We start from the raw sequence: 24,539 nt of genomic DNA, 5'->3' as shown, positions 1-24,539 counted from the left end.
TCACTCCTCCACAGGGTTACGGGGTCACGAGTGCGCGCGTGCGAGGCGGGCCGCCGCGACGGCCGCCTGTCCGTAGCTGATGCCGCCGTCGCCCACCGGGACCGCCTCCGCCACCAGCACGCGCAGCCCCTGGGCCCGCAGCCTGCGCCGGACCTCGGTGAGCAGCCGCCGGTTGAGGAAGCAGCCGCCCGCCAGGCACACGGTGCGCGGCGCCCCGTCCGCGACCGCACGGGCGACCAGGTCGGCCGTCGCCCCGGCCACCGCGAGGTGGAAGGCGGCGGCGAGCTCCGGCACGCCCTCGCCCGCGCGCTGCCGCTTCAGCAGGTCGGTGAGGGTCGGCGCCGGGTCGTACACCCAAAGGCCGGACGCCCGTACCAGCCGATGTGCCAGCGGTACGGTCCGGAGGCTTCCGGCGGCGTTCTCCAGGGCGACGGCGGCCTCGCCCTCGTAGCCGACCGTGTCGGCGAGGCCCAGCAGGCTCGCCACCGCGTCGAAGAGCCGCCCCGCGCTGGAGGCGCGCGGCGAGTTGAGGCCGCTTTCGGCGAGGCGGCGCACGACGGCCGTCTCGCGCGGGTCGAGCCGGTCGGTGAAGGGACGCGTCAGCCAGGCGTACGGGCGCGGCGCGCCCAGCGGCTCCAGCGCGCAGAGGTAACCGAGGGCCATCCGGGACGGGTGGCGCACCGCCGCCTCCCCGCCGGGCAGCGGAGCGGTCGCGAACCGGCCCACCCGCCGGTACCCGGTCAGGTCGGCGACCAGGATCTCGCCGCCCCACAGGGTGCCGTCGTCGCCGAGGCCGAGCCCGTCGTAGGCGACGCCCGTGAAGGGGCCGCGCAGCCCGTGCTCGGCGGCGCAGGCCGCGAGGTGGGCGTGGTGGTGCTGGACGGGGACACGGGGGAGGGACAGGGTGTGCGCCCACTGGGTGGAGAGGTAGCCGGGGTGCAGGTCGTGGGCGACGGCCGCGGGGGTGATCCCGGTCAGCCGGGTCAGGTCGGCGTAGGCGCGGGTGAAGGCGTCGAGAGTGTCGGCGTCCGCCAAGTCACCTCCCTGCGGCGAGAGTTGGGCGTTCCGTCCGGCTGCGAGGGCAAAGGTGTGCTTGAGCTGGGCCCCGGCGGCCACCACAGGGGTACGGGCGGGGACCGGCAGCGGAAGCGACGCCGGGGCGAGGCCGCGCGCCCGGCGCACGGTGCGCAGGACGCGGCCGGTGGCCTGGACGACCGAGTCGTCGTACCGGGCCCGGATCGGCCGGTCGTGCAGGAGGAACCCGTCGGCGACCGGCCCCAGCACCCGGCGGGCCTCCGCGTCGTCGGTGACGATCGGCCCGCCCGCGAGATTGCCGCTGGTCACGACGAGCGGCCCGGCCGCCTCGCGCAGCAGCAGGTGGTGCAGGCCGGTGGTCGGCAGGAAGAGCCCGATCCGCCCGGTGCCTGGATGGGTGGCTTCCGCCACCTCGGACGCGCGGGCGTTCAGCAGCACCACGGGACGCACCGCGGACTCCAGCGCGGCCCGCTCGGTGCGCGACACGCACGCCAACTCCCGCGCGGCATCGATGTCTTGGACCATCACCGCGAAGGGCTTGGTGGGCCGGTGCTTGCGCTGCCGCAGCAGGGCGACGGCCGTCCCGTCGGTGGCGTCGCACACCAACTGGTAGCCCCCGAGCCCCTTCACCGCGACGATCTGCACGCCGTCGACCGCCTTCACGGCGGCCCGCAGCGCCGCCTCGCCGGAGAACTCCCGTCCGGTGCCCGGGTCCTGCCAGCAGAGCCGGGGGCCGCAGGCCGGACAGGCGAGGGACTCGGCGTGGAAGCGCCGGTCGCCCGGGTCGCGGTACTCGGCCGCACAGTCGGGGCACAGGGGGAAGCGGCGCATGGTGGTGCGGACGCGGTCGTACGGCAGGTCCTCGACGACGCTGGCCCGCGGCCCGCAGTCGGCGCAGGCGAGGAAGGGGTAGCGGTGGCGGCGGTCGCCCGGGTCGAGGAGCTCGCGCAGGCAGGCGTCGCAGAGGGCGGCGTCGGGCGGGATCTCCCGGGGGCGACGGGTCCCCGGGTCTCCGGGACGGCTGTTGCGTACGGTGAACCCGCTCTCCGGAGAGGGGAGTTGATCGCCGCCTTCGGTGACCCGGACCCGGTGCACCCGGGCCAGCGGAGGCGCCTGCGTGCGCAGCCGGGCGGTGAACTGCCGTACGGCGCGGGCCTGTCCGGCGACCACGCCCTCGACGTGACCGCCCGCGTTGGCGGCCCAGCCGTCGAGCCCGAGTGCCGAGGCGAGCCGGTGGACGAAGGGCCGGTAGCCCACGCCCTGCACGATGCCGAACACCTCGAAACGGACGGCCGTGTACGGTGCGGCTCCGGCCGCCGGGTCGTGCGTCATGGCAGGTCGCCTCCGGGGGCGTACGGCAGGGGCCCGGCATCCGGCGGGAGGGGCCCGGAACGGGGCTGGACGGGTCCCGCACCGGGCAGGAGGGGTCCCGCACCGGGCACGAGGAGGTCGTACGCCCGGAGTTCGTCCGTGACGCGGGCGGTCACCTCGTCCACCGCCGCCGCGACGGCCGGGGAGAGGCCGGGGCCGAATCCGCCGTCGGCGCCCTCGACGGCGTACACGACCAGACGGCCCGGCAACCGGCCCATGATCCGGGCGAGTTCGACGGCCTCGCCGAGGCCGAGCCCGTGCGAACTGGTGGTCCGCGGGCGCTGCGCCGGGCCCGCGTCCAGTTCCAGCCGGTGCACCCGGCCGGGGTGCGCGGGGTGGGCGTGGGCGGCGTCCACCACCAGCGCGAGGCCGGCGCCCTCCCAGAGCCCGATGAGGCGGGCGGGGTCGCCGTCGCACACCGCCAGGTCCACGCCCGTACCGGCGAGGACCGGCCGGAGGCGGGCGACGACCGCCCAGCCCGCACCGTCGTCCCGGCGGAACTCGTTGCCGACGCCGATCACGACGGTGCGCGGCCGTGCGGTCATCGTGCGCCTCCTTCCGCCGGGCGGCAGCGGGTCGGTGCTGTCTGCGGTCCGGGCTGCCTGCGGTCCAGGACGTCTGCGGTCCACCGTGCGGAGGCCGGCCGGGTGCGCGGCAGGGGCCGAACGACCCTGTCCGGGGCCGGTTATCCCCTCCCGGGCCCGGTCCGCGCGTGGGAACGTCCGCAGCAGTGCCTCCGCCGGGGGCGTACCGGGAAGGCGGTGCCGCGATGCTCGAACCCGTGATCGTGGGAGTGGACGGATCCGATGCGAGCCTGGCCGCCCTGGACTGGGCCGCCGACGAGGCCGCGGCCCGGGGCACCGTACTGCGGGTCCTGCACGCCTGGCGCTGGGAGCGGTACGCCTCCCTGGACCCGGCCTGGGGCGTGAACCGCTCCGCCCTCCAGGTGTACGCCGACAACGTCGCCGCCACGGCCGTGGAGCGCGCCACACGCAGGCAGCCCGAGGTGCGGGTGACCAGCACCGTGCTGGCCGAGGACCCGGTCTCCGCGCTGGTGCGGCTCGGCGAGGAGTCCGGGCTCGTCGTGGTCGGCAGCCGGGGGCACGGGGAACTGGCGGAACTCCTGCTGGGCTCGGTGAGCCTGGGAGTGGCCGCGCGCACGGTGACCCCGGTGGTCGTCGTACGCGGCGCCACGGCCGCGCGGGGCACCGTCGTCGTCGGCGTGGACGAACCCGAGGACGCCGCGCCGCTCATGGAGTTCGCCTTCCACGAGGCGCAGCTGCGCGGTGCGAGGGTGGCGGTCGTGCACGCCTGGCGCTGCCCCGCGCACGAGGTGCCCGACTACCCCCGGGCGGCTCCGGACGACCACAGGCTGCGGGCGGAACGGCAGGTCGAGGAGGTGCTGAAGGCCGCCGTGCGCGCCCGCCCCGAGTTCGCCGGCCTCCCGGTGCGCCGCGAGGTCGTCGAGGGCCCGGCCCGCTCCGCGCTGCTGGATGCCGCCCTCACGGCCGACCTGCTGGTCATCGGCGCCCGCCGCCGCAAGGGCCACCTGGGCATGCAACTCGGCCCGGTGAACCACGGCGTGCTGCACCACGCGCCCTGCCCGGTCGCGGTCGTCCCGCACGACTGAGCGGCGGGCGGCCTTGCCCCCCCTGGTCCCGCCCCACCTCACCTCGTACACCCCACCCGAAGACGGAGCCCTCACCGTGCCCCACGACCGAATCGCCGACCTCGACGCCCACTGGCGTGCCGCCAACTACCTGGCGGCAGGCCAGATCTACCTCCTCGACAACCCCCTCCTCACCGAGCCCCTGCGCCCCGAGCACATCAAGCCGCGCCTGCTCGGCCACTGGGGCACCTCGCCCGGCCTCAACCTCGTGCACACCCACCTCAACCGCCTGATCCGGCAGCACGACCTCGACGCGATCTGCGTCTGGGGCCCCGGGCACGGCGGCCCGGCGGTGCTCGCCAACTCCTGGCTGGAGGGCTCGTACAGCGAGACGTACCCGACGATCGGCCGGGACGGAGACGGCATGCGGAAGCTGTTCCGGCAGTTCTCCTTCCCCGGTGGGGTGCCCAGCCACGTCGCCCCGGAGACCCCGGGGTCGATCCACGAGGGCGGCGAGCTCGGGTACTCCCTCTCCCATGCGTACGGCGCCGCCTTCGACAATCCGGGGCTCCTCGTCGCCTGCGTGATCGGCGACGGCGAGGCCGAGACGGGGCCGCTCGCCGCGTCCTGGCACTCGACGAAGTTCCTGGACCCCGTGCACGACGGCGCGGTCCTGCCGATCCTCCACCTCAACGGCTACAAGATCGCCAACCCGACCGTCCTCTCCCGCATCCCCGAGGCCGAACTCGACGCCATGCTGCGCGGTTTCGGCCACGAACCGATCCACGTCACGGGAGACGACCCCCGCATCGTGCACCCCGCGATGGCCGCCGCCCTGGACCGCGCGCTGGAGCGGATCACCGCCGCCCAGCAGGCGGCCCGCAGCGCGGGATCGCGCGAACGCCCCCGCTGGCCGATGATCGTGCTCCGTACGCCCAAGGGCTGGACCGGACCGGCCACCGTGGACGGCGAACCGGTCGAGGGGACGTGGCGCGCGCACCAGGTGCCCCTGCCTTCCGTACGCGAAAACCCGGACCACCTGCGGCAGTTGGAGGCATGGCTGCGCTCCTACCGCCCCGAGGAGCTCTTCGACGCCGACGGCCGGCCCACGGAACAGGTCCTCGCCTGCGTCCCCTCCGGCCCCCGCCGCCTCGGCGCGAACCCGCACGCCAACGGCGGTCTCCTCACCCGCGACCTGCCCGTCCCGCCCCTGGAGCACTTCGCCGTCCCCGTCGACAAACCCGGCACCGCCCTCCACGAGCCCACCCGCGTCCTCGGCGGCCTGCTCGCCCAGATCATGCGGGACACCGCCCGAAGCCGCGACTTCCGCGTCGTGGGCCCCGACGAGACGGCCTCGAACAGGCTCGGTGCGCTCTTCGAGGTCACCGGCAAGGCCTGGCAGGGCGAGGTCCTGGACACCGACGAACACCTCAGCACCGACGGCCGGGTGCTGGAGATCCTCTCCGAACACACCTGCCAGGGCTGGCTGGAGGGCTACCACCTCACCGGCCGCCACGGCCTGTTCTCCTGCTACGAGGCCTTCGTCCACATCGTCGACTCCATGGTCAACCAGCACATCAAGTGGCTGCGCACCACCCGCGCCCTGCCCTGGCGCGCACCCGTCCCCTCCCTCAACTACCTCCTCACCTCCCACGTCTGGCGCCAGGACCACAACGGCTTCTCCCACCAGGACCCCGGCTTCGTCGACCACGTCCTCAACAAGAGCCCCGAGGTCGTCCGGGTCTACTTCCCGCCGGACGCCAACACCCTCCTGGCCACCGCCGACCACGTCCTGCGCAGCCGCGACTACGTCAACGTCGTCGTCGCGGGCAAGCAGCCCTGCTTCGACTGGCTGTCCCTGGACGACGCCCGCACCCACTGCGCGCGCGGCGCGGGCATCTGGGAGTGGGCGGGCACCGAGGACCCGGCGAAGGGCCCCGACGTGGTGCTGGCCTGCGCGGGCGACGTACCCACCCAGGAGGTGTTGGCCGCCGCCCAGTTGCTCCGCCACCACCTGCCCGGCCTCGGCGTGCGCGTCGTCAACGTCGTCGACATGACCCGGCTGCTGCCCCGCGAGGAGCACCCGCACGGCATGTCCGACTCCGCGTACGACGCGCTGTTCACCCCCGACCGGCCGGTGATCTTCGCCTACCACGGCTATCCGTGGCTGGTCCACCGCCTGGCCTACCGCCGCACCGGCCACGCCCACCTGCACGTACGCGGCTACAAGGAGGCGGGCACCACCACCACACCCTTCGACATGGTCGTACGCAACGACCTCGACCGGTACCGCCTCGTCATGGACGTCGTCGACCGGGTCCCCGGACTCGGCGTCCGCGCCGCGGCCGTCCGCCAGACCATGGCGGACGCCCGCACCCGCCACCACGCCTGGATCCGGGCCCACGGCACCGACCTGCCCGAGGTCGCCGACTGGACCTGGACCGGCTGATCCCCGGCCCCACTTCCCTGGAAGGTGTGCCCATGTCCCACCAACGGACCATCACCGCAGGCGTCGACGGCTCGCCCGAGAGCCTGGACGCCGCCGACTGGGCGGCCCGCGAAGCCCTGCTGCGCGAACTGCCCCTGCACCTGGTGCACGCCGCCGTGACACCCGTCCCGCCGGGCCTGCCGGCCGTGCCGGAGGGCGGTGTCGGGGAGCCCGGCACTGTGCTCGACCGCGCCACCCTCCACCTCTCCTACGCCCATCCCGCACTCGGCATCGTCGAGGAGGAGGTGGCGGGGCATCCGGCGGAGGCACTGCTCGCCACCGCCGAAACCTCCGAACTGCTGGTCCTCGGCTCGCGCGGCAACGGCGCGCTGACCGGTCTCATGGTCGGGTCGGTGGCGCAGGCGGTCGCCGCGCGGGCCGCCTGCCCGGTGGCTCTCGTACGGGCCGGGGAGCGGCCGGCCGACGAACGGCAGGGGGCACAGGACGCCCCCTACCTGCCCGTGCTGCTGGGCATCGACCTGGACCGCCCGTGCGACGAACTCCTCGAGTACGCCTTCGACGCGGCGGCGACCCGGCGCACCGCCCTGCACGTGGTGCACGCCTGGACGCTTCCCCTGGTGCCGACGGCCTCCGCGAAGGACCCGGGGGTGGAGCGGACCCGCAGGCTCGACGCGGTGATCACCTCCTGGCGGCACAAGTTCCCCGGCACGGAGGTCGTGCAGCAGGTGGTGCACGGCAGGGCCGGACACCATCTGCTGCTGGAGTCGGCGGGAGCGAGCCTGCTGGTGGTCGGCCGTCCCCTGGCGGCGGGCCCGCACCTGGGCCCGACCGTCCACTCGGTGATCCACCATGTGCTGTGCCCCGTGGTGGTGGTGCCGCACGCGTGAGGCCGCGGGCACGCGGAGGAGTGCCCGGCCTCCCGCTGGAGCCGGGCACCCCGTCCTTCTCTCACCTGCGGTGATGGTCGTAGTAGTCGTCGTCGTACCGGTGGTGGCCGTCGCCCCCGATGTAGTGCCGCTCCTCGATGACCGTCTCGTGCTCGCCGGGCCGTTGCCGTCCGGGGCCCGCGGCGATGAAGGAGACGAGTCCCAGTACCCCGCCCACCAGCAGGGCGAAGCCCACCACGAACGAACTGAAGCCGAAGATCACCCCGGCGCCCAGCACGGTGGCTCCCAGCAGAATCAGAGGAATCATCGCCGCCCCCTCGGGCCTCGGGCACCGTCTCGTGCCGTTGCCTTCAGCCTGCCGCCCCGGCCCCTCTTGGTCCCGGTGCCGAACGGGGCGCACCACCCGGCGAACGGCCCCACCGCGAAGGAGCCCTGTGGCCCCGCGCGCGCACCGTACGGCACCTGCCCGCAGCCCCCGTGTCCGCGCGACGGTGAGGTACGGAAGCAGCCGACGGGAGGGTGGACATGGACGTTCTGGTGGGACACGCATCCGCGCACGGCTCCACCCGGGAGATCGCCGAACGCATCGGCGCCCGCCTCGCCGAGCACGGCCTCACGGTCGAGGTGCGGGCACTGACGGACGTACAGGTGCCCCTGGAACAGCGGGCGTTCGTCCTGGGCAGTGCCGTGCACGGTCAGGCCTGGCTGCCGCCGGCCAAGGACTTCGTACGACGCCACGGCGACCTGCTGCGGTCCCGGCCGGTGTGGCTGTTCAGCGTCGGGATGCCGGGGGCGCTGCGGGGCCCGTGGAAGCGGCTCGCGGACAAGGAGGAGCCGCTGATCCTCCAGGACCTCCCGGTCCGGCTCCGGCCGCGCGAGCACCGGCTGCTGTCGGGAGTGGTCCGACCGGAGCACTTCCCCTTCACGGGGCGGCTGATGTTCCGGCTGATGGGGTGCCGGTACGGCGACTACCGCGACTGGGCCGCCGTCGAGGCGTGGGCCGACGCCATCGCCCGGGAGCTGGCACCCGTCCCGCCCGGACCCACCGCCGGGAACGGGGGCCGAACGGCCCATCGAAAGGGCGAGGAGGCCCCTGCCGCCCCGCGCGACCACCCGCCAGCCTGAGCGTGCCCCTCCCGCGCACGACGACCGGAAAGGCCCACCCCCTCATGGAACTGCCCCTGATCGTGGGCGTGGACGGCTCGGAATCGAGCCTCCAGGCGGTCGACTGGGCCGCCGACGAAGCCGCCCGCCGCCACCTGCCCCTGCGCCTCGTGCACGCCTCGCGCTGGGAGAGCTACGAGAGTGCCGCGTTCGCCTACGACTTCGCCGGAGCCACCCGGCTGAGCGTCGCTGAACGCACCGTCACCGTCGCCGCCGCACGTGCCACAGCCCGGCAGCCCGGCGTCAAGGTGGCCACCGCCGTCCTGCCCGAGGACGCGGAGTCCGCGCTCCTCCACGAGGCGCACGGGGCCGCCGCCCTGATCACCGGCTCCCGCGGACTCGGCCCCTTCGCGGAACTCCTGCTCGGCTCCGTCAGCCTGGCGGTGGCGGCGCGCGCCGTGTGCCCCGTCGTCGTGGTGCGCGGCGACAAGGCCAACCGCGACGGACTCCACGGCAAGGTCCTGGTGGGCGTCAAGGCGGCGACCCCCGACCAGGCGTCCTTGCGGTTCGCCCTCGACCAGGCGCGCACCCGGGCCTGCACCCTCCAGGCCGTGACCGCCTGGCGCAGCCCCGCCCCGGACCCGCGGCTGCTGCCGTCCGCGTCCGACCGGTTCTCCCGTACGTACGAACAGCAGGCCGCGGCCCGGCTCGACGACGCGCTGCACGCCGCCGCCGACCACCCCGGCCTCCGCGTCGACCGCACCACCGTGGAGGGCCCCGCCCACAAGGTGCTGCGCGACCTCACGGCCACCGCCGACCTCCTGGTCCTCGGCGCACACCACCGGCGCAACCCGCTGGGCCTCCAACTCGGCGCCACCGCCCACGCGTTGCTGCACCACGCGCACTGCCCGGTGGTCGTCGTACCGCACACGGCACCCCCGGCGACCACGACCGCGTTCACCACCACGACCGCACGACACGAGGAGTTCTCATGACCGTACGCGTCGGCATCAACGGCTTCGGCCGCGTCGGCCGCAACTACCTGCGCGCCCTCCTGGAGCGCGGCGCGGACACCGGGCTGGAGGTGGTGGCGGTCAACGACATCACCGCGCCCGCCACCCTGGCCCACCTCCTCGCCTACGACTCCACCTACGGCCGCCTCGGCCTCCCCGTCGAGCACGACGCGACCTCCCTCACCGTCGACGGCAGGCGCATCGCCGTCACCGCGCAGCGCGACCCCGCTGCGCTGGACTGGGCCGGCCACGGGGCCGACATCGTCATCGAGTCCTCCGGCCGCTTCCGCGACCGCGCGAGCGCCGCGCTCCACCTCAAGTCCGGCGCCCGCAAGGTCCTCCTCTCCGCCCCCGGCAAGGGCGCCGACCTCACCGTCGTGATGGGCGTCAACCACGAGGCGTACCGCCCCCTCGAACACCACATCGTCTCCGCCGCCTCCTGCACCACCAACTGCGTCGTCCCCATGGCCACGGTCCTGCACGAACGCTTCGGCATCTCCCGGGGCCTGATGACCACCATCCACGGCTACACCAACGACCAGGCCCTCCTCGACGGCCCCCACAAGGACCTCCGCCGGGCCCGCTCGGCGGCCCTCAGCATCATCCCCACCTCCACCGGGGCCGCCCGCGCCGTCGGCCTGGTCGTCCCCGAACTCGACGGCGTCCTCGACGGCCTGGCCGTCCGCGTCCCCGTCGAGGACGGTTCCCTCACCGACCTCACCGTCGTCCTGGACCACGAAGCGACCGCCGAGGAGATCAACGCCGCGTTCACCGAGGCCGCGGACGGCCCGCTGCACGGCATCCTCCGCGTCGCCGACGCCCCGATCGTCTCCCGCGACGTCATCAAGGACCCCGCCTCCTGCCTCTTCGACCCGGGCCTCACCCAGGCCCACGGCGACCTGGTGAAGGTCTTCGGCTGGTACGACAACGAATGGGGCTACAGCAACCGCCTCCTGGACCTCACCGCCTACGTCGCCCCGCGCCTGTAGGCGAAGACGGCGACGTACGGGGCCAGTCGTGCGCCGGGGCCGTTCCGGCCGAGGCGAGCGCCCGCGGGGGCGGGCCGGTGTCCGGCCGCCCCGCTCCCGGCCGGGGCCGACCCGCCCGGCGCTAGCGGGACTTCTTGCCCAAGTCCCCGTCGAGGGAAGCCTGGTAGAGGTCCGCGTACGTGGGGGAGTCCTGGATCAGGCCGTCGCAGAACGCGGCGACGTCGTTGCCGGTGACCTCCAGGACGCCCTTGCCCGCAGCGACGCCCTCCTCGAAGAAGTCCACGATTCCCGGGAGCAGGGGGCCGTCGGGCAGGTCGACCGGGCCGACCTTGAACAGGTACTTCTGCATCTCCTCGTAGACGATGCGGTAGTCCGCCGGGAGTGCCTTGACCCGGGCCTTGTGCGCCCGCCACTGCTTCTTGCCCTCGATGATGTCCTGGATGCCCATCTCGGCTCAGCCTCCCAGCCTGCTCAGTTTGCGTGCGACGTTCCTGTTCAACTGCTCGCGCCAGCGGTCGCGGTAGGTGCGGGCGCCCTCTCCGCCGGCCAGTGCCGTGCAGAAGCCGGGGACGTCGTCGCCGAGCACCTCGTGGACGCTCTGTCCGTCCGCCGCCGTCTCTTCGAGCAGACCCAGGGCGCCGTCGAGGATCGGCATCAGGTTGCGGCCGGTGAAGTCGCCGTGCGGGAGGAGATGGCTGACGATCTGCCCCCAGGCCGCCCGGTGTTCGTCCGGCAGGGCCTCGGCCCTCGCTTCGAACGCCTTCCACTCCCTGCTCAGATCGCTTCCCGTGATGGTTTCCCAGAATTTCATCGTCCGCCCTCCTTCTTGAGCTTGTCGATGCGCGACGACACGTAGGCCCATTTCGTCCAGAACGTCGCGAGTTCCTCGCGGCCGGCGTCGTTGAGCGCGTAGAACTTGCGCGGCGGTCCGACCTCGGACGGCCGCTTCGTCACCTGGACGAGCTTCTTGCGCTCCAGTCGCAGGAGGATGGTGTACACCGTTCCTTCGACGACGTCGGTGAAGCCGAGTTCGTTCAGTCGGCGGGTGATGGCGTACCCGTACGTCTCCTCGCCCGCGATGATTTCGAGCACGCACCCTTCGAGCGTGCCCTTGAGCATCTCCGTCAGGTCGTCCATGGAGAGTCCTCCTCGGCCCTCTTGGTACTGTGTAGTACCGAGTACTGCTACAAGGTAGCACCGAGTAGCCGGGATTGCCAGTGCCGAGGCGACTGCGAGGGGGGCCGGTCAACCGGCCAGGGCGGCCAGCCGTGTCGGGCATTCCTCGACCACCAAGTGCCCCGAATCCGCCAGCACTTGGAGCCGAATGCCGAGCCGCGAACGCACCGCAGGACCGAGCCTCCGGGGCGGCAGGAACACATCGTGCTCCCCGCCGACCACCAACTCCGGCCGCGGCCGGCCGCCGGGCGCGAGCATGTCCCGCAGCAGCCCGGCGCTGCGCGCGGGGGAGTTGCGCCGGGTGCCGGACACGGCGCCCCCGCTCACGGGGCGAAGGTGAATTCGAGGAGGAAGGCGGCGATCAGCGCCCACACGCCGACGCCCACCAGCCAGAACCAGCCCGTGAGGAAGCCCGTGGTGAGCAGTGCCGCCGCGCAGGCGAGCAGGCAGGCGATGACCCGCTTCAGGTGGAGCGCCGGTCGCCGGAAGGCGCTCATGACGATCGGGCTTCCCGGTGGGCGGGCGGCCCGGGGAGGTGGTCTGCGGGAGAACTGGGCGGACACGTACGGCGGTTGACGGGCATGAGCGCACCCTAGCGAGGTGCGCGCCGGGGCGGGGCGGACCCCGCCGCTCCCGGGCGTCAAGGTTGCGACAAACCGCCGCCCCGTACCCCGAATCCCTTTCCCGCCGGCCCCGCCTCAGCCCACGTGCACCCGAGGCCTCCGTGCCATGTCCGGCTCCGCCCGGCGCAGCACCTCGCGGGTGACCGGCGCCACCTCGCCGTCGCCGAAGATCAGGAAGCGGATCAGGTGGCCGAGGGGGTGGCCCTCGGTCCAGTTGAAGTAGACGTGCGGGACCTGCCCGGTGCGTTCGCGCAGTTGCATCAGCACGGCGGCGATGGTGTTGGGTACTCCGGCGCCCTGGACCCGCAGCCTGCGCGCGCCGTGCTTCTCGTCGCCGTGGACGGTCAGGTCGGTGGTGAAGTCGGAGGAGTCGCTGACGAAGACCTCCAGGAAGAGGACGGGCCGCCCGTCCGGGATGTGGGTCTGCTCGCGCTGGCTGTACTCCTTGGCCCGGTACTCGCGGGTCGAGTGCTCCTCGGGCTCGTTCGCGATGACCCGCAGAGGCCCCTCGGCCGCCGCCGCGTCGATCAGCCGCAGGGCCGTCTCGTCGAACGTCACGGTCGCCGCCCGCAGCTCGAAGGCCCGGTGCACGCGCGAGGCGAAGGAGGTCAGCAGGATGCCCAGGATGAACAGCGTCGCGATCTTGATGCCGTCCGGCCGCTCCACCACGTTCGTGACCAGGGTGTATGCGAACACGGCCGTGATCACCCCGAACCCCACCGACGCCGCCCGGTGCCCGCCGCGCCGGGCCGCGACCGTGGAGGCGAAGGACGCGGACAACATGAGGACGAGCACCCCCGTCGCGTACGCCCCGCTCTGCGCGTCGACGTCCGCGTTGAACCACAGCGTGATGACCACGGCGATCGCGAAGAACAGCAGCACCAGCGGCCGCACCGCACGCGTCCACTCCGGCGCCATGCCGTAGCGCGGCAGATAGCGCGGTACGAGGTTCAGCAGACCCGCCAGCGCGGAGGCCCCGGCGAACCACAGGATGGCGATCGTCGAGACGTCGTACACCGTGCCGAAGACCTCGCCGAGGTGTTCGTGCGCCAGATAGGCGAGCGCCCGCCCGTTCGCCGGACCGCCCGCCTTGAACGCCTCCTGCGGGATCAGGAGCGTCGTCGCCAGGCTCGACAGCAGCAGGAAGCAGCTCATGATCACGGCGGCGGTCGTCAGCAGCCTGCGGGTGTCCCGGATGCGCCCTTCCGGTTTCTCGTACGTGTCCGACGCGCCGCCCCTGACCTGCGGCATCACCGCGACCCCGGTCTCGAAGCCGGACATGCCGAGCGCCAGCTTCGGGAAGACCAGCAGCGCGACGCCGACCATCGCCAGCGGCGAGGAGTGCGAGGCGGTGGCGGCCTCCCACCAGTTGTCGACCGCGACCGGCCGTGCGGCGACCTGCCACACCGCTGCGGCCAGCACGGTCAGATTGAGCGCCAGGTAGAGGGCCACGAGGACCACCGCCACCCGGATCGCCTCGCGGAACCCCTTGAGGAAGACCGCCCCGAGCGCTCCGACCAGCACCAACGTGATCCAGACGTTCTCCCCGCGCAGCCAGTGCGGGGCGAACGGATTCTCCACCACGTGCGCGGAGGCGTCGGCCGCCGAAAGAGTGATGGTGATCATGAAGTCGGTGGCCGCGAACCCCAGCAGCACCAGGACCAGCAGCTTCCCCGCCCACCAGGGCAGCAGCCGCTCCAGCATCGCGATCGAGCCCTCGCCGTGCGGGCTCTCCCGCGCCACCCGCCGGTACACCGGCAGCGCGCCCAGCAGGGTGAGCGCGATGAGCACGAGGGTGGCCAGCGGGGACAGCAGCCCGGCGGCGAGGGCGGCGATGCCCGGCTGGTAGCCGAGCGTGGAGAAGTAGTCCACGCCGGTCAGGCACATGACGCGCCACCACGCGTGACCGGTGTGCTCGGCCGGCGGTGTGCCGTGCGGACCGGGATGCCGGGCCGTCTGCTCGCTCAGGCCCTCCAGCAGCCACGTCCGTGCCCGGTGCGGGGTCCGTTCGTCGGTCATGGTGGCGTGGGTTCCTGTTCTGCTCGCCGAATCGGAGTGCGAGGAGCGGGTGCCCTGGCGAAGAGCGGGTGCCCCGGCGCAGAGCGGATGCCCCGCCCATCCTTCCGCGAACCGCAAGCCGGTGCGAGCGCAGCGAGGCCGTGGGGCCCGTCCGGGCCCGTCCGGGCCCGCACGGCCCGTCCGGTCAGAGGCGGACCGGCAGCCGGAGCAGGAAGGTCCCCTCCCCGGCGAATCCGACCCGCTCGACCGCGTCCCGCCCGACGGCCAGGGCGAGGGTGTCGCGACGGAGCACCAACTGGTCGAGGGCGATCTCCGTCTGGAGACTGGCGAGTGCGGCACCGATGCAGCGGTGCGCCCCGTGTCCGTACGCGATGTGTCCGGCGCCCCGGGCCGCCTCGCGACGCGCAGCAGCGGGGCGTGGCCGTGCGAGACCTTGTCGATGTGGGCGTGGTCATGATGCAGGGGATCGTCCTCAGCGGCTCGTGAATTCGGCGTACTGCGGCCGCTGTTCACGCTCCGGAGCGGAGTGGGGGGCCGACGCGGGACGGGGCAGCTTCTCGCCCTCGACGTCCAGGTTCGGCAGGAGGCGGTCCAGCCACCGGGGCATCCACCACGCGGACTTGCCGAGCAGGGCGAACAGGGCGGGCACCAGGGCCATCCGTACGACGAAGGCGTCGAAGAGAACCGCGGACGCGAGGGCGAAGCCGATCATCTTGATCAGGTCGTTGTGCTCGGTGATGAACCCGGAGAACACGCTGATCATGATGATCGCGGCGGCGCTGACCACCCGCCCGCCGTAGCGGAACCCGGTGACGACCGCCTCGCCGGGACGGGCACCGTGGACATGGGCCTCGCGCATCCGGCTGACCAGGAAGACCTCGTAGTCCATGGCGAGTCCGAAGACGACGCCGATCATCAGGATGGGCACGGTGCTCATCACCGGCCCCGGCTGCTGGACGCCGAACACGTCGGCCAGCCAGCCCCATTGGAAGACCGCCACCACCGCGCCGAGCGCCGCGCCCACCGAGAGCAGGAAGCCGAGGGCCGCCTTGAGCGGGACCAGGACGGAGCGGAAGACGACCATCAGGAGCAGGAACGCCAGGCCCACCACGAGGGCCAGGTAGGGCAGCAGGGCGTCGTCGAGCGTCTGGGAGAAGTCGATGAACATGGCGGTCTGGCCGGTCACGAGGACCTCGGTGGCGCCGGTGTCCGCCTCGATGCCGCGTGCGCTCTCGCGCAGGGAGCGGACGAGGTCCTCGGTCCTGGCGTCGGTGGGGCCGGTGGCCGGTACGAGGTTGAGGATCGCGGTGTCGTTCGCCGGGTTGGCGGCGGCCGGGGAGACCGAGGCGACACCGCTCCGGCCGGCGAGCGACGTGCCCACCGCGTCCGCCGCCTTCTTCGCGTCCGGGGCGCTGACCGTGACCGTCAGGGGCCCGTTGAAGCCGGGGCCGAAGGAGGCCGAGAGCAGGTCGTACGCCTTGCGCTGGGTGGTCTCCGGGGCCATCGTCCCCTCACCGGGCAGACCCAGTTGGAGCGAGGCCGCCGGCACGGCGACCGCGCCGAGGCCGAGCACGGCGACGACCAGGACGGCCACGGGGTGGCGCAGCACGTAACCCGCCCAGCGGGCACCGAGGTTGGGCCTGCGACGCGCCTCGGCCTTGGCGGCCTTGCGCTGCTGGCGTGCGGTCAGCGGCTTGCCCGTGAGGGCCTTGCGGTCCCTGCGGCGCAGCACCCTGACGGGTGCGAACCCGAGCAGCGCCGGAACCAGCGTGATCGCCACGAGTACGGCGACGGCGACCGTCCCGGCGGCGGCCAGGCCCATCTTGGTCAGCATCGAGATGTCCACCACCGCAAGACCGGCCAGCGCGATGACGACCGTGAGTCCCGCGAAGACGACGGCGGAACCCGCGGTGCCGACGGCCCGGCCCGCGGCCTCCTGGCGCTCCCGGCCCTCGGCGATCTCCGTGCGGTAGCGGGAGATGATGAAGAGCGCGTAGTCGATGCCGACGGCGAGGCCGATCATCATGGCCAGCGTGGAGGTGGTGGCGGACAGTCCGAGGGTGCTGCCGAGCGCGGCGATGCCGCCGATGCCGACGCCGACCCCGATGACCGCGGTGAGCAGCGGCATCCCGGCGGCGATGAGCGATCCGAAGGTGATCAGCAGGACGACCGCCGAGACCAGGATGCCGATGCCTTCGGCGCCGCCCATCGCGGCGTCCACCTTGATGGCGTCACCGCCCGCCTCCACGGTCAGCCCCTTGCTGCGGGCCTTGTCCAACGCCCGTGTGAGCGCGTTGTGTTCGGCGTCCTTCAGCTCCAGGGCGGTGGCCCGGTAGGTGGCGACGGAGTAGGCCGTGGTGCCGTCCTCGCTGATCGTTTTCAGCTTGTACGGATCGGAGGCCGCGGTGACTCCGGTGGCCCGGGACAGGTCCGCGACGAGTGCGTCGACCCCGGGCTTCGTCGCCGGGTCGGTGATCTTTTGGCCCTGGGGCGCCCGGATCACGACCCGGGCGCCGGCTCCGTCGGTGCCTGCTGCGGGGAACTTCTCCCGCAGCAGGTCGAAGGCCTTCTGCGACTCCGTGCCCGGCATCGAGAAGGTGTCGGTCGGAGGTGCGGGGGCGGTGGAGGCCGCGAAGCCCACTCCGCCCAGGACCAGTACCCACAGCAGGGTCGTCAGCCAGCGCCGCCGGAAGGCCAGGCGGCCGAGTTTGTAGAGGAAGGTAGCCATGGCGAAGTCGGACTCCTGTCGTGGGTGGGGATGGTGCGGGGATGGCGCGGAGGAGGCGGCGCAGGCGTGGAACGGCCTGCGCGCCTTCGTGGCACCAAGATGGCATCACTTTGACGCCACCGCAAGCCCAAGTGGTGTGCCGTGGCGCCAAGTTGGCGTTCGAGGGTCATTTCCCGGGGCACTGCCGGGCCGATCCGCCGCCCGGGGCGCTGCCCGGCCGATCTGCCGCCCGGGGCGCTGCCCGGCCGATCTGCCGCCCGGGGTCGGGGGCGGCCGTCAGCAGTCCGTCAAGCCGGACGCGCACGACGTCAGGGGGCCGTCAACGCGGCCGACGGCCGAACTTCCGTGCCCCAGGCTGGTGATCGCACGGGACGCACGAACGATCCGTCGTGCGGGTGGAGGGCGAGTGACGAGCACCGCCGGTACCGAGCGGAGCCAGGGGCGGGGGCCCGGAGCTGCGAAGGAACCTCACCCGGACGGTTCGTGACGGGGGAAGTCCCGTTTCCGCGGCTCTGAGGGGGGTCGCGGAAAGGCCGGGCGGTCCATGGCTCCAGCCATGGACCGCCCGGCCCCTTTTCGTCGTCCGCAGCGGTGTCAGTAGTGGTGTCAGTAGCGGCGTCAGTCCTCGACCGCCTGGTAGAGGGTGGTCCAGAAGTCGCTGATGACCCGTGCCGAGTCCGGGGTCGACATGCCGGTCTGGGTGAGCAGGATGCCCACGAGCCCGTTCTGCGGGTCGGCGTACGTCGACGTACCGGCCCCGCCGTCCCAGCCGAACTGGCCCACCGGCGCGTAGTCGCCCCGGTAGGTGCGCACCGCCATCCCGAAGCCCCAACCGCCGTGCTGGCCCTGGCCGTACGAGAGGTGGACGAGGTTGCGGGCCATGGCGGCGCGGGTGTTCGTCTGTTCGGGGGTGAGGCGGTTGGTGGTCATCAGCTCGACCGCGGGACGGGACAGGATGCGTTCGCCCTCGTGCACGCCGTGGTTGAGGAGCATGCGGAAGTACGCGTGGTAGTCGTCGGCGGTGGAGTCGAGTCCGCCGCCGCTGGAGGGGAACGCCGGGGGCGTGCTGTGGTGTCCGCCCTCGGCCGGGTCCCCGACGACGAACTCGCCGGTCTGCGGGTCGGGCGCGTACAGCGGAGGCAGGCGGTGGATCTTGTCGGCGGGCACGTGGAACCCGGTGTCCTTCATGCCCAGCGGCCCGAAGATGCGCTCGCGCAGGAACTCCTCGAAGGGCCGGCCGGTGACACGGGCGACGAGCACGCCGAGCAGGTCGTCGCTGACGTTGTACATCCACTGCTCTCCGGGCTGGTGCATCAGCGGGAGCGTGCCCAGGCGGCGCATCCACTCGTCCGGCTCCACCTGCGGGAGCAGCCAGCCGTTCTCGCCGTACACCTTGCGCTCGAAGTAGGCGGCCATCATCGGGGAGCCCATCGCCGTCGTCTCCAGGCCGAGCCCGCAGGTGGAGGTCAGCAGGTCCCGTACGGTGATGGGCCGCCGGGCCGGGACGGTCTCGTCCAGCGGGCCGTCGGGCCGCTTGAGCACCTGGCGGTCGGCCAGTTCCGGCAGCCACGCGTCGACCGGGTCGTCGATGCGCAGCCGGCACTCGTCCAGCAGGACCATGGTCGCGGAGACGGCGACCGGCTTGGAGGTCGAGGCCATCCGGAAGATGGTGTCGCGCCGCATCGGCGTGCCGCCCTCGTGGCGCATCGTGCCGATCGCCTCGACGTGGGTCTCCTCGCCCCGGCCGACGAGGGCGACGAGACCGGGGATCTTCTTGGACTCCACGTGCGCTTCCAGCACCTCGCGCAGTCGACGCAGGCCGGTCGCGGAGAAGCCGTTGCTGGTCTTGGTCATGGCAGGACTCCTAATTGGCAGGTGTGGGTGGGGTGTTGAGGGAGCTATTCGGTGTCGCTGAGTACCGGTACAACGTAACGCTGACTACCGGTACTTAGCAAGAGGGAGTAGCCAACCCGGCTTGCGGGCAAGGGATCTGGCCCGTCGCGCCAGGGACGCGTAGGGATGCGGCGGCACCGTGTCAGCGGTGCGTCAAGACCGGGGCTTCGGGGTGCGGCGGGCCGGAGTATGGGGTGCGGCGGGCCGGTCCAGACCCGTACGCCGAACTCGTGGTCCCCAGTGGACTGCGCCGTACGAGAGTTGAGAAGCGCATGACTGTCGAGAACATCGTCGGGATCGTCATCGCCGCCGCTCTGGTGGGGTACCTGCTCCTCGCCCGGCTCCACCCGGACAAGTACTGAGCGGCGGTGCTGCGGGGGCACGAGGGGAGGTGCGGGAGGTGCGCGGCAGGCTCAAGGTGTATCTCGGCGCCGCTCCCGGCGTCGGCAAGACGTACCGCATGCTCGACGAGGCCCGCCGTCGGGCCGCACGCGGCACGGACGTGGTGATCGGGATCGTACGGGCCCACGGGCGACCCCACACCGAGGCGCTGCTCGACGAGATCCTGACCACCATGGAGTACGTCGCCCTCGACGACGTACTGATCCGCCGCCCGCGCGAAGTCCTGGTGGACGACCTCGCCCACCCCGCCGAGCCGGACGGCTCGCGCCCCGCGCACTGGCGGGTCGTGGCGGAGTTCCTGGACGCCGGGATCGACGTCGTCAGCACGCTCGACATCCAGCACCTGGAGTCCCTCAAGGACGTCGTCGAGAAGATCACCGGTACGCCCCAACTCACCACCGTCCCCGACGACTTCGTGCGCCGGGCCGACCAGATCGAACTGGTCGACATGCCGCCGGACGCGCTGCGCCGCCGCATGGCGCACGGCGACATCCACCCGCCCGAGCGCATCGACGCCGCCCTCGGCCACTACTTCCGCGAGGACAACCTCGCCGCCCTGCGCGAACTCGCCCTGCTGTGGGTCGCCGACCGCGTCGACGAAAAGCTGCGCGCCGAACGCCGCACGCCCGACGCCTGGGGCATCCGGGAACGCGTCGTCGTCGCCCTGCCCGGCGGCTCCGAGGGCGAGACCCTGATCCGGCGCGCCGCCCGCATCGCCGACCGGGCCGCGCACGGTGCGCTGCTCGCCGTCCATGTCGTACGCAGCGACGGTCTCGCGGCGGGTTCCTCGCACGGCGCGCTTGCCAGGCAGCGGCAGCTCGTGGAGAGCCTGGGCGGAACGTACCACTCGGTCGTCGGGGCCCAAGTCGCCGAAGCCCTGGTCGAGTTCGCGCGCGCCGAGAGCGCGACGCAGCTCGTGCTCGGCACCAGCAGACGCGGCCGGCTGGAGCGGTTCCTCACCGGGCGCGGCATCGGCGACACCACCGTCGCGCTCTGCGCCGACGTCGACATCGACGTGCGCACGGTCGCCCACGAACGCGCCGGAGGCGGCAGGCTGCTGCCCTCGCGCCGCCGCACCCTGCCCACGTCCCGCCTGGTCGCGGGGCCGGTCGCCGGGCTGGTCCTGCCCGTACTCCTGACCCTGCTGCTCGACCGGTTCCGGGGCACCCTCAACCTCACCAGCGAGGCACTGCTGTACCTGGTGACCGTGCTCGGCGTCGCCTGCATCGGCGGGGTCGTCTCGGCGGTGGTCGGCGCGGTGACGGCATCGCTCCTCCTCAACTACTGGTTCATCCCGCCCAGGGGCCGGTTCACCGTCGCCGAACCGGACAACCTGCTCGCGCTCGCGGTGTTCGTGGTGGTGGCCGGGACGGTGGCGGCCATGGCCGACCGCTCGCTGAAACTGTCCCGGCGGGCCGCGCGGGCCACGGCGGAGGCGGAGACGATGTCGGCGCTCGCCGGGAACATCGTCCGGGGCGACCGGGCGATCGAGGCGCTGCTCACGCGGGCCAGGGAGACGTTCGGGGTGGCGTCGGCGGAGCTGGTGGAGGAGCGGGCGGAGGGGGAGGGGCTCAGCCGGGTTCCGGGCGACGGGGTGACCCAAGTCCCGGTCGGCGAAGGCCTGTTCCTCGTGCTGCGCGGCCGTACGCTCGACGGCGCCGAACGCCGTGTCCTCACCGCCTTCGCCGCCCACGTCGCCGCCGCCGTCGAACGGGACCGGCTCGCGGAGGCCGCTGCGGAGGCGGAACCCATAAAGGCCGCCGACCGGATGCGCACCGCACTCCTGGCCGCCGTCAGCCACGACCTGCGCACCCCGCTCGCCGTCGGCTGGGCGGCCGTCGGCTCGCTGCGCAGCCCCGACGTCGAGTTCAGCCACGAGGAACGGGACGAACTCCTCGCCACCGCCGAGGAGTCCATGGCCCGCCTCGGCCGCCTCATCGACAACCTCCTCGACATGAGCAGACTCCAGGCCGGAGCCCTCACCCTCGCCCTGCGGCCCACCGCCTTCGACGAAGTCCTGCCCGCCGCCCTGGAGGGGCTGCCGCCCGACGGGCCGCAGGTCGTGTGCGTACGACTGGACACCGCACCCTCCGTCCTCAGCGATCCGCCGCTGCTGGAGCGGGTGGTCGCCAACCTGGTCAGCAATGCCGTACGGCACTCCCCGGCCGACCGGCCCGTCCGCCTCTCCGCGAGCACCCTCGGCGGCCGGGTGGAACTGCGCGTCGCGGACCGGGGCCCCGGCCTGCCCGTCGCGGACCGGGACCGGGTCTTCGTCCCCTTCCAGCGCCTCGGCGACACGGACAACACCCGGGGAGTGGGCCTGGGCCTCGCCCTCGCCCGGGGCCTCACGGAGGCCATGGGCGGCACTCTGACCCCGGAGGACACCCCGGGCGGGGGGCTCACCATGGTGGTGTCGCTGCCGGGTGCGGGCGGACCCGGACCGCCGGGGCCGGGGGGTGAGGCGGAGACGGGCGGGGCGGAGAGGGGCAGTGCAGGGACGGGCGGGGCCTGCCCGCCGGATTGCGCTACTTGTGGTCGCGGAGGAAGGCCGGGATGTCGGCCCGCTTCGGGTAGTCGGGCAGCGGTGCGGGCCTGTCCTGGAGGAACGCGGTGATGACGGCCGCCGCACGTCGGTCGTTGTCGTCCAGGCCGTTCCACATGTGGTGGCCGACGCCGGGCAGGTACTGGGTGCGCCGGACGGCGGGGTTGTCCGCTAGGACGGCGGTCTGCCACTGCCGGACCTGGGAGGAGCACTCGGCGATCATCAGCATCGCGGGGGTCCGGGAGTGGCTGAGCCGTGGGGCGAGGGCGGGGGAGTCCTTGATCGTCTGCTGGATGCGGAGGCTGGCGGCGGCGCTGAAGGAGAAGTTCTCCGCAGTGTCCTCGACCGGGATGCGGTGCGCGTCCCGCGCGCAGTAGGCGGACGCGGTGTCGCTGCCGAGATCGGCGGCGGTGAAGGCGTTGACGCCCTCCGCCTGCCCCACCAGCCCGTTGTCCGGGTCGAGCAGCCCGAGCCGCATGAGGCCGAACGCCACCGCGTACCGGGGGACATGCGTGGAGCGCGGCCCGGTCATGGCCGGTGCGATGTCGCGGGCCGACGGCCGGCCCTTCTGCTCCGGCATCCGGGCGGAAGGACCGTCCATGGGGCCCGGCTCGGCGATGACCGCACGGTGCAGTCGGTCGGCCATGGCAGGGTCGGCCAGCGCGCGGGTGAGTACGACCGCACCCGAGGAGAAGCCCAGTACGTCGGCGCGGCCCTTGCCGAGTCTGCCGATGAAGGCGCCGAGGTCGTGGACGGACCGGGTGATCGCGTACTGGCCCATGGGCAGCAGGTCGCTGCGACCGCCGCCGGCCTGTTCGTACGCGTACACGTCGTGGCCCTGGCCTGCGAGCCGCTGGAGGAAGCGGTGGTCGAGCACCGAAATGCCGCGCACCGGGCCGCCGTTGAGGTAGACGAGCGGGGCGCTGCGCCGGGGGCCGTTGCCGGTGGGCGGGTAGTGGTAGACCGCGACCCGGCTGCCGGTGGACAGCCGCCAGTGCTCGGCGGTCACGAAGGGCAGGGCGGGCGGGGGGTTGCGCGTCGTGGGGACGGTGGGGACACAGACCGACAGCGTCAGGGCCGCCGCGACGAGCACCGGCAGGAGGGCCACCAGCCGTCCGCGCCCGGAGCGGCGGCGGCCCCGCCACAGCGCTGCGAAGGCCGCGACCCCGACGGTCACGGACCATGCGACGAATCCCGAGTCCGCGCCGTCGGTGGCGACGAGCAGCGCCAGGAAGAGGGCGACGAGCCCCACCACGGCGGCTACGGCCGCCAGTAGGCGGAGCACAAGACGTAAGGGGCGTAGGGCGGACGACGGCATGGTGAGCTCCTCGGCAGAGTTTCAGAACGCTGTTTTGAAACGATGTTATCAGCATGGGTAAACTGCTCCCCATGGGAAGGCCGAGAACGAACGACGCCGCCGTCAGAGAACGGCTCGTCGCTTGCGCGACCGAGCTGTTCGCCACCCGCCCCCAGGAGTCGGTCACGGTCCGGGCGTTGGCCGCCGCCGCCGGAACGTCGACGGCGGCGGTGTACACGTTGTTCCAGGGGAAGGACGGGGTGGTCCGCGAGGTGCGCGACCGGGCGGTCGCCGGCCTGTTCCAGGACCTGACGGCCGTTCCCGACTCCGAGACCGCTGTGGCGGATCTGTACGCGCTGGCCGTGGCGTACCGCCGGTGGGGGCGTGAACACCCGCACCTGTACGCGGTGTTGTTCGGCGGAGCGCAGTCCTTCGTGCCGTCGGCCCACGTCGGTGACCGCGACCCGGTACGGCCGCTGGTCGCGGCGATCGACCGTGCCGTCGCGGACCGGGTCCTCGTGGGCGACACCACGCTGATCGCCGTCTCGCTGTGGGTGGCCCTGCACGGGCTCGTGACCCTCGAACTGGCCGGGGGCCTCACCGGCACCGCGGCCGAGACCGCGTTCCGGTCGACGATCGACGCGGTACTGCGCGGCTGGGCATCCCCCGCCGCCTAGGGATTGCCATGGAAGACCCGACGGGTGTCGCAGCGCTGGCCAGGATTCTTCCTCCGGACCCCGGGGCCGACGAGGAGATCGACTGGGCGGCCGCGGAGGAGCGGTGGGGCACACGGCTCCCGCAGGACTGCACAGCCTTCATGTCCGTCTGGGGCGGCGGCTCCCTCGGGAGGACCCGCGGGGAGGTCTCCGTCCTACCCCGACCCTGATCGGCGGCCGGTCCTGGTCTGCGGTCGCCACACCCGTGACGACTTCACCCTGTTCTCCTGCGGCATGGTCGAATTCCTCCGCAAGCTGCTCCTGGACGAGTTCGACCCCTATCCGCTCAGCATCGATCTCCGCGACGCTGCCCCGCGCTATGTGCACTGGCTCACGCAGCAGCGTCGCTGGAAGGCGGGTTTGGACGAGTTCTCCGGTGAAGCTCGGCCCACCAGCCTGTAGAGCCCCGGCCGTGCGGGGCCGTATGGGGCGCGTCAAGGCCCGTACGGGAGGCGTCAAGAGCGGCGGTGCAGGCGTCAGGAGGGCGTTAACGCAGGTCACAGGGGGCCCGGCAGGGCGTTCCCTCATCTCAGGGCGTACGGCTTGGCCGGGCTCCCCGGGTCGTGAGACCTGCCTTCACCCACCCACTGCATTCAGGAGTTCGCGATGGCCGATTTGGCCTTCGTCGTCATCACGCTGGCGGTTTTCGCGTTGGTGGCTCTCGTTGCCCGGGGGGTGACGAAGCT

At 73.0% G+C, this 24,539-nt stretch carries 23 protein-coding genes; 11 read left to right on the top strand and 12 right to left on the bottom strand.

Annotated elements, in window-relative coordinates; translation table 11 throughout:
* Nucleotides 1-24: 24 nt before the first annotated feature.
* Together hypF and IE269_RS14585 are read right to left on the bottom strand one after the other, a co-directional pair.
* Nucleotides 25-2,367, bottom strand: a complete 2,343-nt coding sequence (hypF, locus tag IE269_RS14590; protein ID WP_189823375.1) for a carbamoyltransferase HypF — start codon at nt 2,365-2,367, stop codon at nt 25-27.
* A complete protein-coding gene (locus IE269_RS14585) occupies nt 2,364-2,951 on the bottom strand; it encodes a hydrogenase maturation protease (protein ID WP_189823374.1) in 588 nt (195 codons plus the stop codon). Before IE269_RS14585 ends, hypF begins: the two co-directional genes overlap by 4 nt.
* Nucleotides 2,952-3,175: 224 nt before the next feature.
* Between IE269_RS14585 and IE269_RS14580 the strand changes: the two genes are divergently transcribed.
* The 3 genes from IE269_RS14580 to IE269_RS14570 all read left to right on the top strand — a co-directional run bounded on the left by IE269_RS14580 (nt 3,176) and on the right by IE269_RS14570 (nt 7,351).
* A complete protein-coding gene (locus IE269_RS14580; protein ID WP_189823373.1) occupies nt 3,176-4,036 on the top strand; it encodes a universal stress protein in 861 nt (286 codons plus the stop codon).
* 76 nt (nt 4,037-4,112) lie between these two features.
* On the top strand, nt 4,113-6,464 hold the full coding sequence (locus IE269_RS14575) for a phosphoketolase family protein (protein WP_189823372.1): 2,352 nt from the start codon (nt 4,113-4,115) through the stop codon (nt 6,462-6,464).
* A gap of 32 nt (nt 6,465-6,496) precedes the next feature.
* A complete protein-coding gene (locus IE269_RS14570) occupies nt 6,497-7,351 on the top strand; it encodes a universal stress protein (RefSeq protein ID WP_189823371.1) in 855 nt (284 codons plus the stop codon).
* Between the two features lie 61 nt (nt 7,352-7,412).
* On the opposite strand, the gene IE269_RS14565 is transcribed toward IE269_RS14570, so the two are convergent.
* Nucleotides 7,413-7,658 carry a hypothetical protein gene (locus IE269_RS14565; protein WP_189823370.1) on the bottom strand — a complete coding sequence of 82 codons (246 nt, stop codon included), beginning with the start codon at nt 7,656-7,658 and terminating at the stop codon, nt 7,413-7,415.
* A 218-nt stretch (nt 7,659-7,876) separates the two neighbouring features.
* Here IE269_RS14565 and IE269_RS14560 point away from each other — a divergent pair, with 218 nt between their 5' ends.
* Genes IE269_RS14560 through gap form a run of 3 tightly spaced genes read left to right on the top strand, consistent with a single transcriptional unit; the run spans nt 7,877 to nt 10,457 of the window.
* Nucleotides 7,877-8,476 (top strand): flavodoxin domain-containing protein, encoded by a 600-nt coding sequence (locus IE269_RS14560; protein WP_189823369.1) that lies wholly within the window; start codon nt 7,877-7,879, stop codon nt 8,474-8,476.
* 44 nt (nt 8,477-8,520) lie between these two features.
* On the top strand, nt 8,521-9,450 hold the full coding sequence (locus tag IE269_RS14555; protein WP_189823368.1) for a universal stress protein: 930 nt from the start codon (nt 8,521-8,523) through the stop codon (nt 9,448-9,450).
* Nucleotides 9,447-10,457 carry a type I glyceraldehyde-3-phosphate dehydrogenase gene (gene gap, locus IE269_RS14550; protein ID WP_189823367.1) on the top strand — a complete coding sequence of 337 codons (1,011 nt, stop codon included), beginning with the start codon at nt 9,447-9,449 and terminating at the stop codon, nt 10,455-10,457. Before IE269_RS14555 ends, gap begins: the two co-directional genes overlap by 4 nt.
* 121 nt (nt 10,458-10,578) lie before the next feature.
* On the opposite strand, the gene IE269_RS14545 is transcribed toward gap, so the two are convergent.
* From IE269_RS14545 to IE269_RS14510, 8 genes are all read right to left on the bottom strand, one after another.
* On the bottom strand, nt 10,579-10,905 hold the full coding sequence (locus IE269_RS14545; RefSeq protein WP_189823366.1) for a DUF1048 domain-containing protein: 327 nt from the start codon (nt 10,903-10,905) through the stop codon (nt 10,579-10,581).
* A gap of 6 nt (nt 10,906-10,911) precedes the next feature.
* Nucleotides 10,912-11,268, bottom strand: coding sequence for a DUF1048 domain-containing protein (locus tag IE269_RS14540; protein WP_189823365.1), 357 nt, complete (start codon nt 11,266-11,268; stop codon nt 10,912-10,914).
* Complete coding sequence (locus IE269_RS14535; RefSeq protein ID WP_189823364.1) at nt 11,265-11,594, bottom strand: PadR family transcriptional regulator; 330 nt, start codon at nt 11,592-11,594, stop codon at nt 11,265-11,267. The genes IE269_RS14540 and IE269_RS14535 overlap by 4 nt, the downstream gene beginning before the upstream one ends.
* A gap of 108 nt (nt 11,595-11,702) precedes the next feature.
* A complete protein-coding gene (locus tag IE269_RS14530) occupies nt 11,703-11,960 on the bottom strand; it encodes an alpha/beta fold hydrolase (protein ID WP_189823363.1) in 258 nt (85 codons plus the stop codon).
* Complete coding sequence (locus IE269_RS14525; protein WP_189823362.1) at nt 11,957-12,130, bottom strand: hypothetical protein; 174 nt, start codon at nt 12,128-12,130, stop codon at nt 11,957-11,959. The genes IE269_RS14530 and IE269_RS14525 overlap by 4 nt, the downstream gene beginning before the upstream one ends.
* Before the next feature lie 201 nt (nt 12,131-12,331).
* Nucleotides 12,332-14,275, bottom strand: a complete 1,944-nt coding sequence (locus tag IE269_RS14520; protein WP_189823361.1) for an APC family permease — start codon at nt 14,273-14,275, stop codon at nt 12,332-12,334.
* A 472-nt stretch (nt 14,276-14,747) separates the two neighbouring features.
* On the bottom strand, nt 14,748-17,003 hold the full coding sequence (locus IE269_RS14515) for an MMPL family transporter (protein ID WP_189823360.1): 2,256 nt from the start codon (nt 17,001-17,003) through the stop codon (nt 14,748-14,750).
* 618 nt (nt 17,004-17,621) lie between these two features.
* Nucleotides 17,622-18,857 carry a serine hydrolase domain-containing protein gene (locus IE269_RS14510; protein WP_189823359.1) on the bottom strand — a complete coding sequence of 412 codons (1,236 nt, stop codon included), beginning with the start codon at nt 18,855-18,857 and terminating at the stop codon, nt 17,622-17,624.
* Between the two features lie 311 nt (nt 18,858-19,168).
* On the opposite strand from IE269_RS14510, the gene IE269_RS14505 reads away from it, so the two are divergent.
* Nucleotides 19,169-19,258: a potassium-transporting ATPase subunit F gene (locus tag IE269_RS14505; protein WP_189823358.1), complete on the top strand. Its 90-nt coding sequence runs from the start codon at nt 19,169-19,171 to the stop codon at nt 19,256-19,258.
* 29 nt (nt 19,259-19,287) lie between these two features.
* Nucleotides 19,288-21,912, top strand: a complete 2,625-nt coding sequence (locus tag IE269_RS14500) for a sensor histidine kinase (RefSeq protein WP_189823357.1) — start codon at nt 19,288-19,290, stop codon at nt 21,910-21,912.
* Here IE269_RS14500 and IE269_RS14495 read toward each other — a convergent pair.
* Nucleotides 21,824-23,158 (bottom strand): alpha/beta fold hydrolase, encoded by a 1,335-nt coding sequence (locus IE269_RS14495; protein WP_189823356.1) that lies wholly within the window; start codon nt 23,156-23,158, stop codon nt 21,824-21,826. The two genes, IE269_RS14500 and IE269_RS14495, sit on opposite strands and share 89 nt — an antisense overlap.
* A gap of 71 nt (nt 23,159-23,229) precedes the next feature.
* On the opposite strand from IE269_RS14495, the gene IE269_RS14490 reads away from it, so the two are divergent.
* From IE269_RS14490 to IE269_RS43110, 3 genes are all read left to right on the top strand, one after another.
* A complete protein-coding gene (locus IE269_RS14490; protein WP_189823355.1) occupies nt 23,230-23,814 on the top strand; it encodes a TetR/AcrR family transcriptional regulator in 585 nt (194 codons plus the stop codon).
* Between the two features lie 8 nt (nt 23,815-23,822).
* Complete coding sequence (locus tag IE269_RS43115) at nt 23,823-24,023, top strand: SMI1/KNR4 family protein (protein WP_229897686.1); 201 nt, start codon at nt 23,823-23,825, stop codon at nt 24,021-24,023.
* 64 nt (nt 24,024-24,087) lie between these two features.
* The gene (locus IE269_RS43110; RefSeq protein ID WP_229897684.1) at nt 24,088-24,255 is read left to right on the top strand and encodes a hypothetical protein; all 168 of its coding nucleotides are present in this window, start codon (nt 24,088-24,090) and stop codon (nt 24,253-24,255) included.
* The last annotated feature ends 284 nt before the right edge of the window (nt 24,256-24,539 follow it).

It is taken from the genome of Streptomyces spiroverticillatus (genome assembly GCA_014650415.1).
In the GTDB taxonomy this organism is placed as follows: Bacteria; Actinomycetota; Actinomycetes; order Streptomycetales; family Streptomycetaceae; genus Streptomyces; species Streptomyces spiroverticillatus.
The sequence above is the reverse complement of the archived record's forward strand: the minus strand, read 5'-3'. Positions and strand labels throughout refer to the sequence as shown.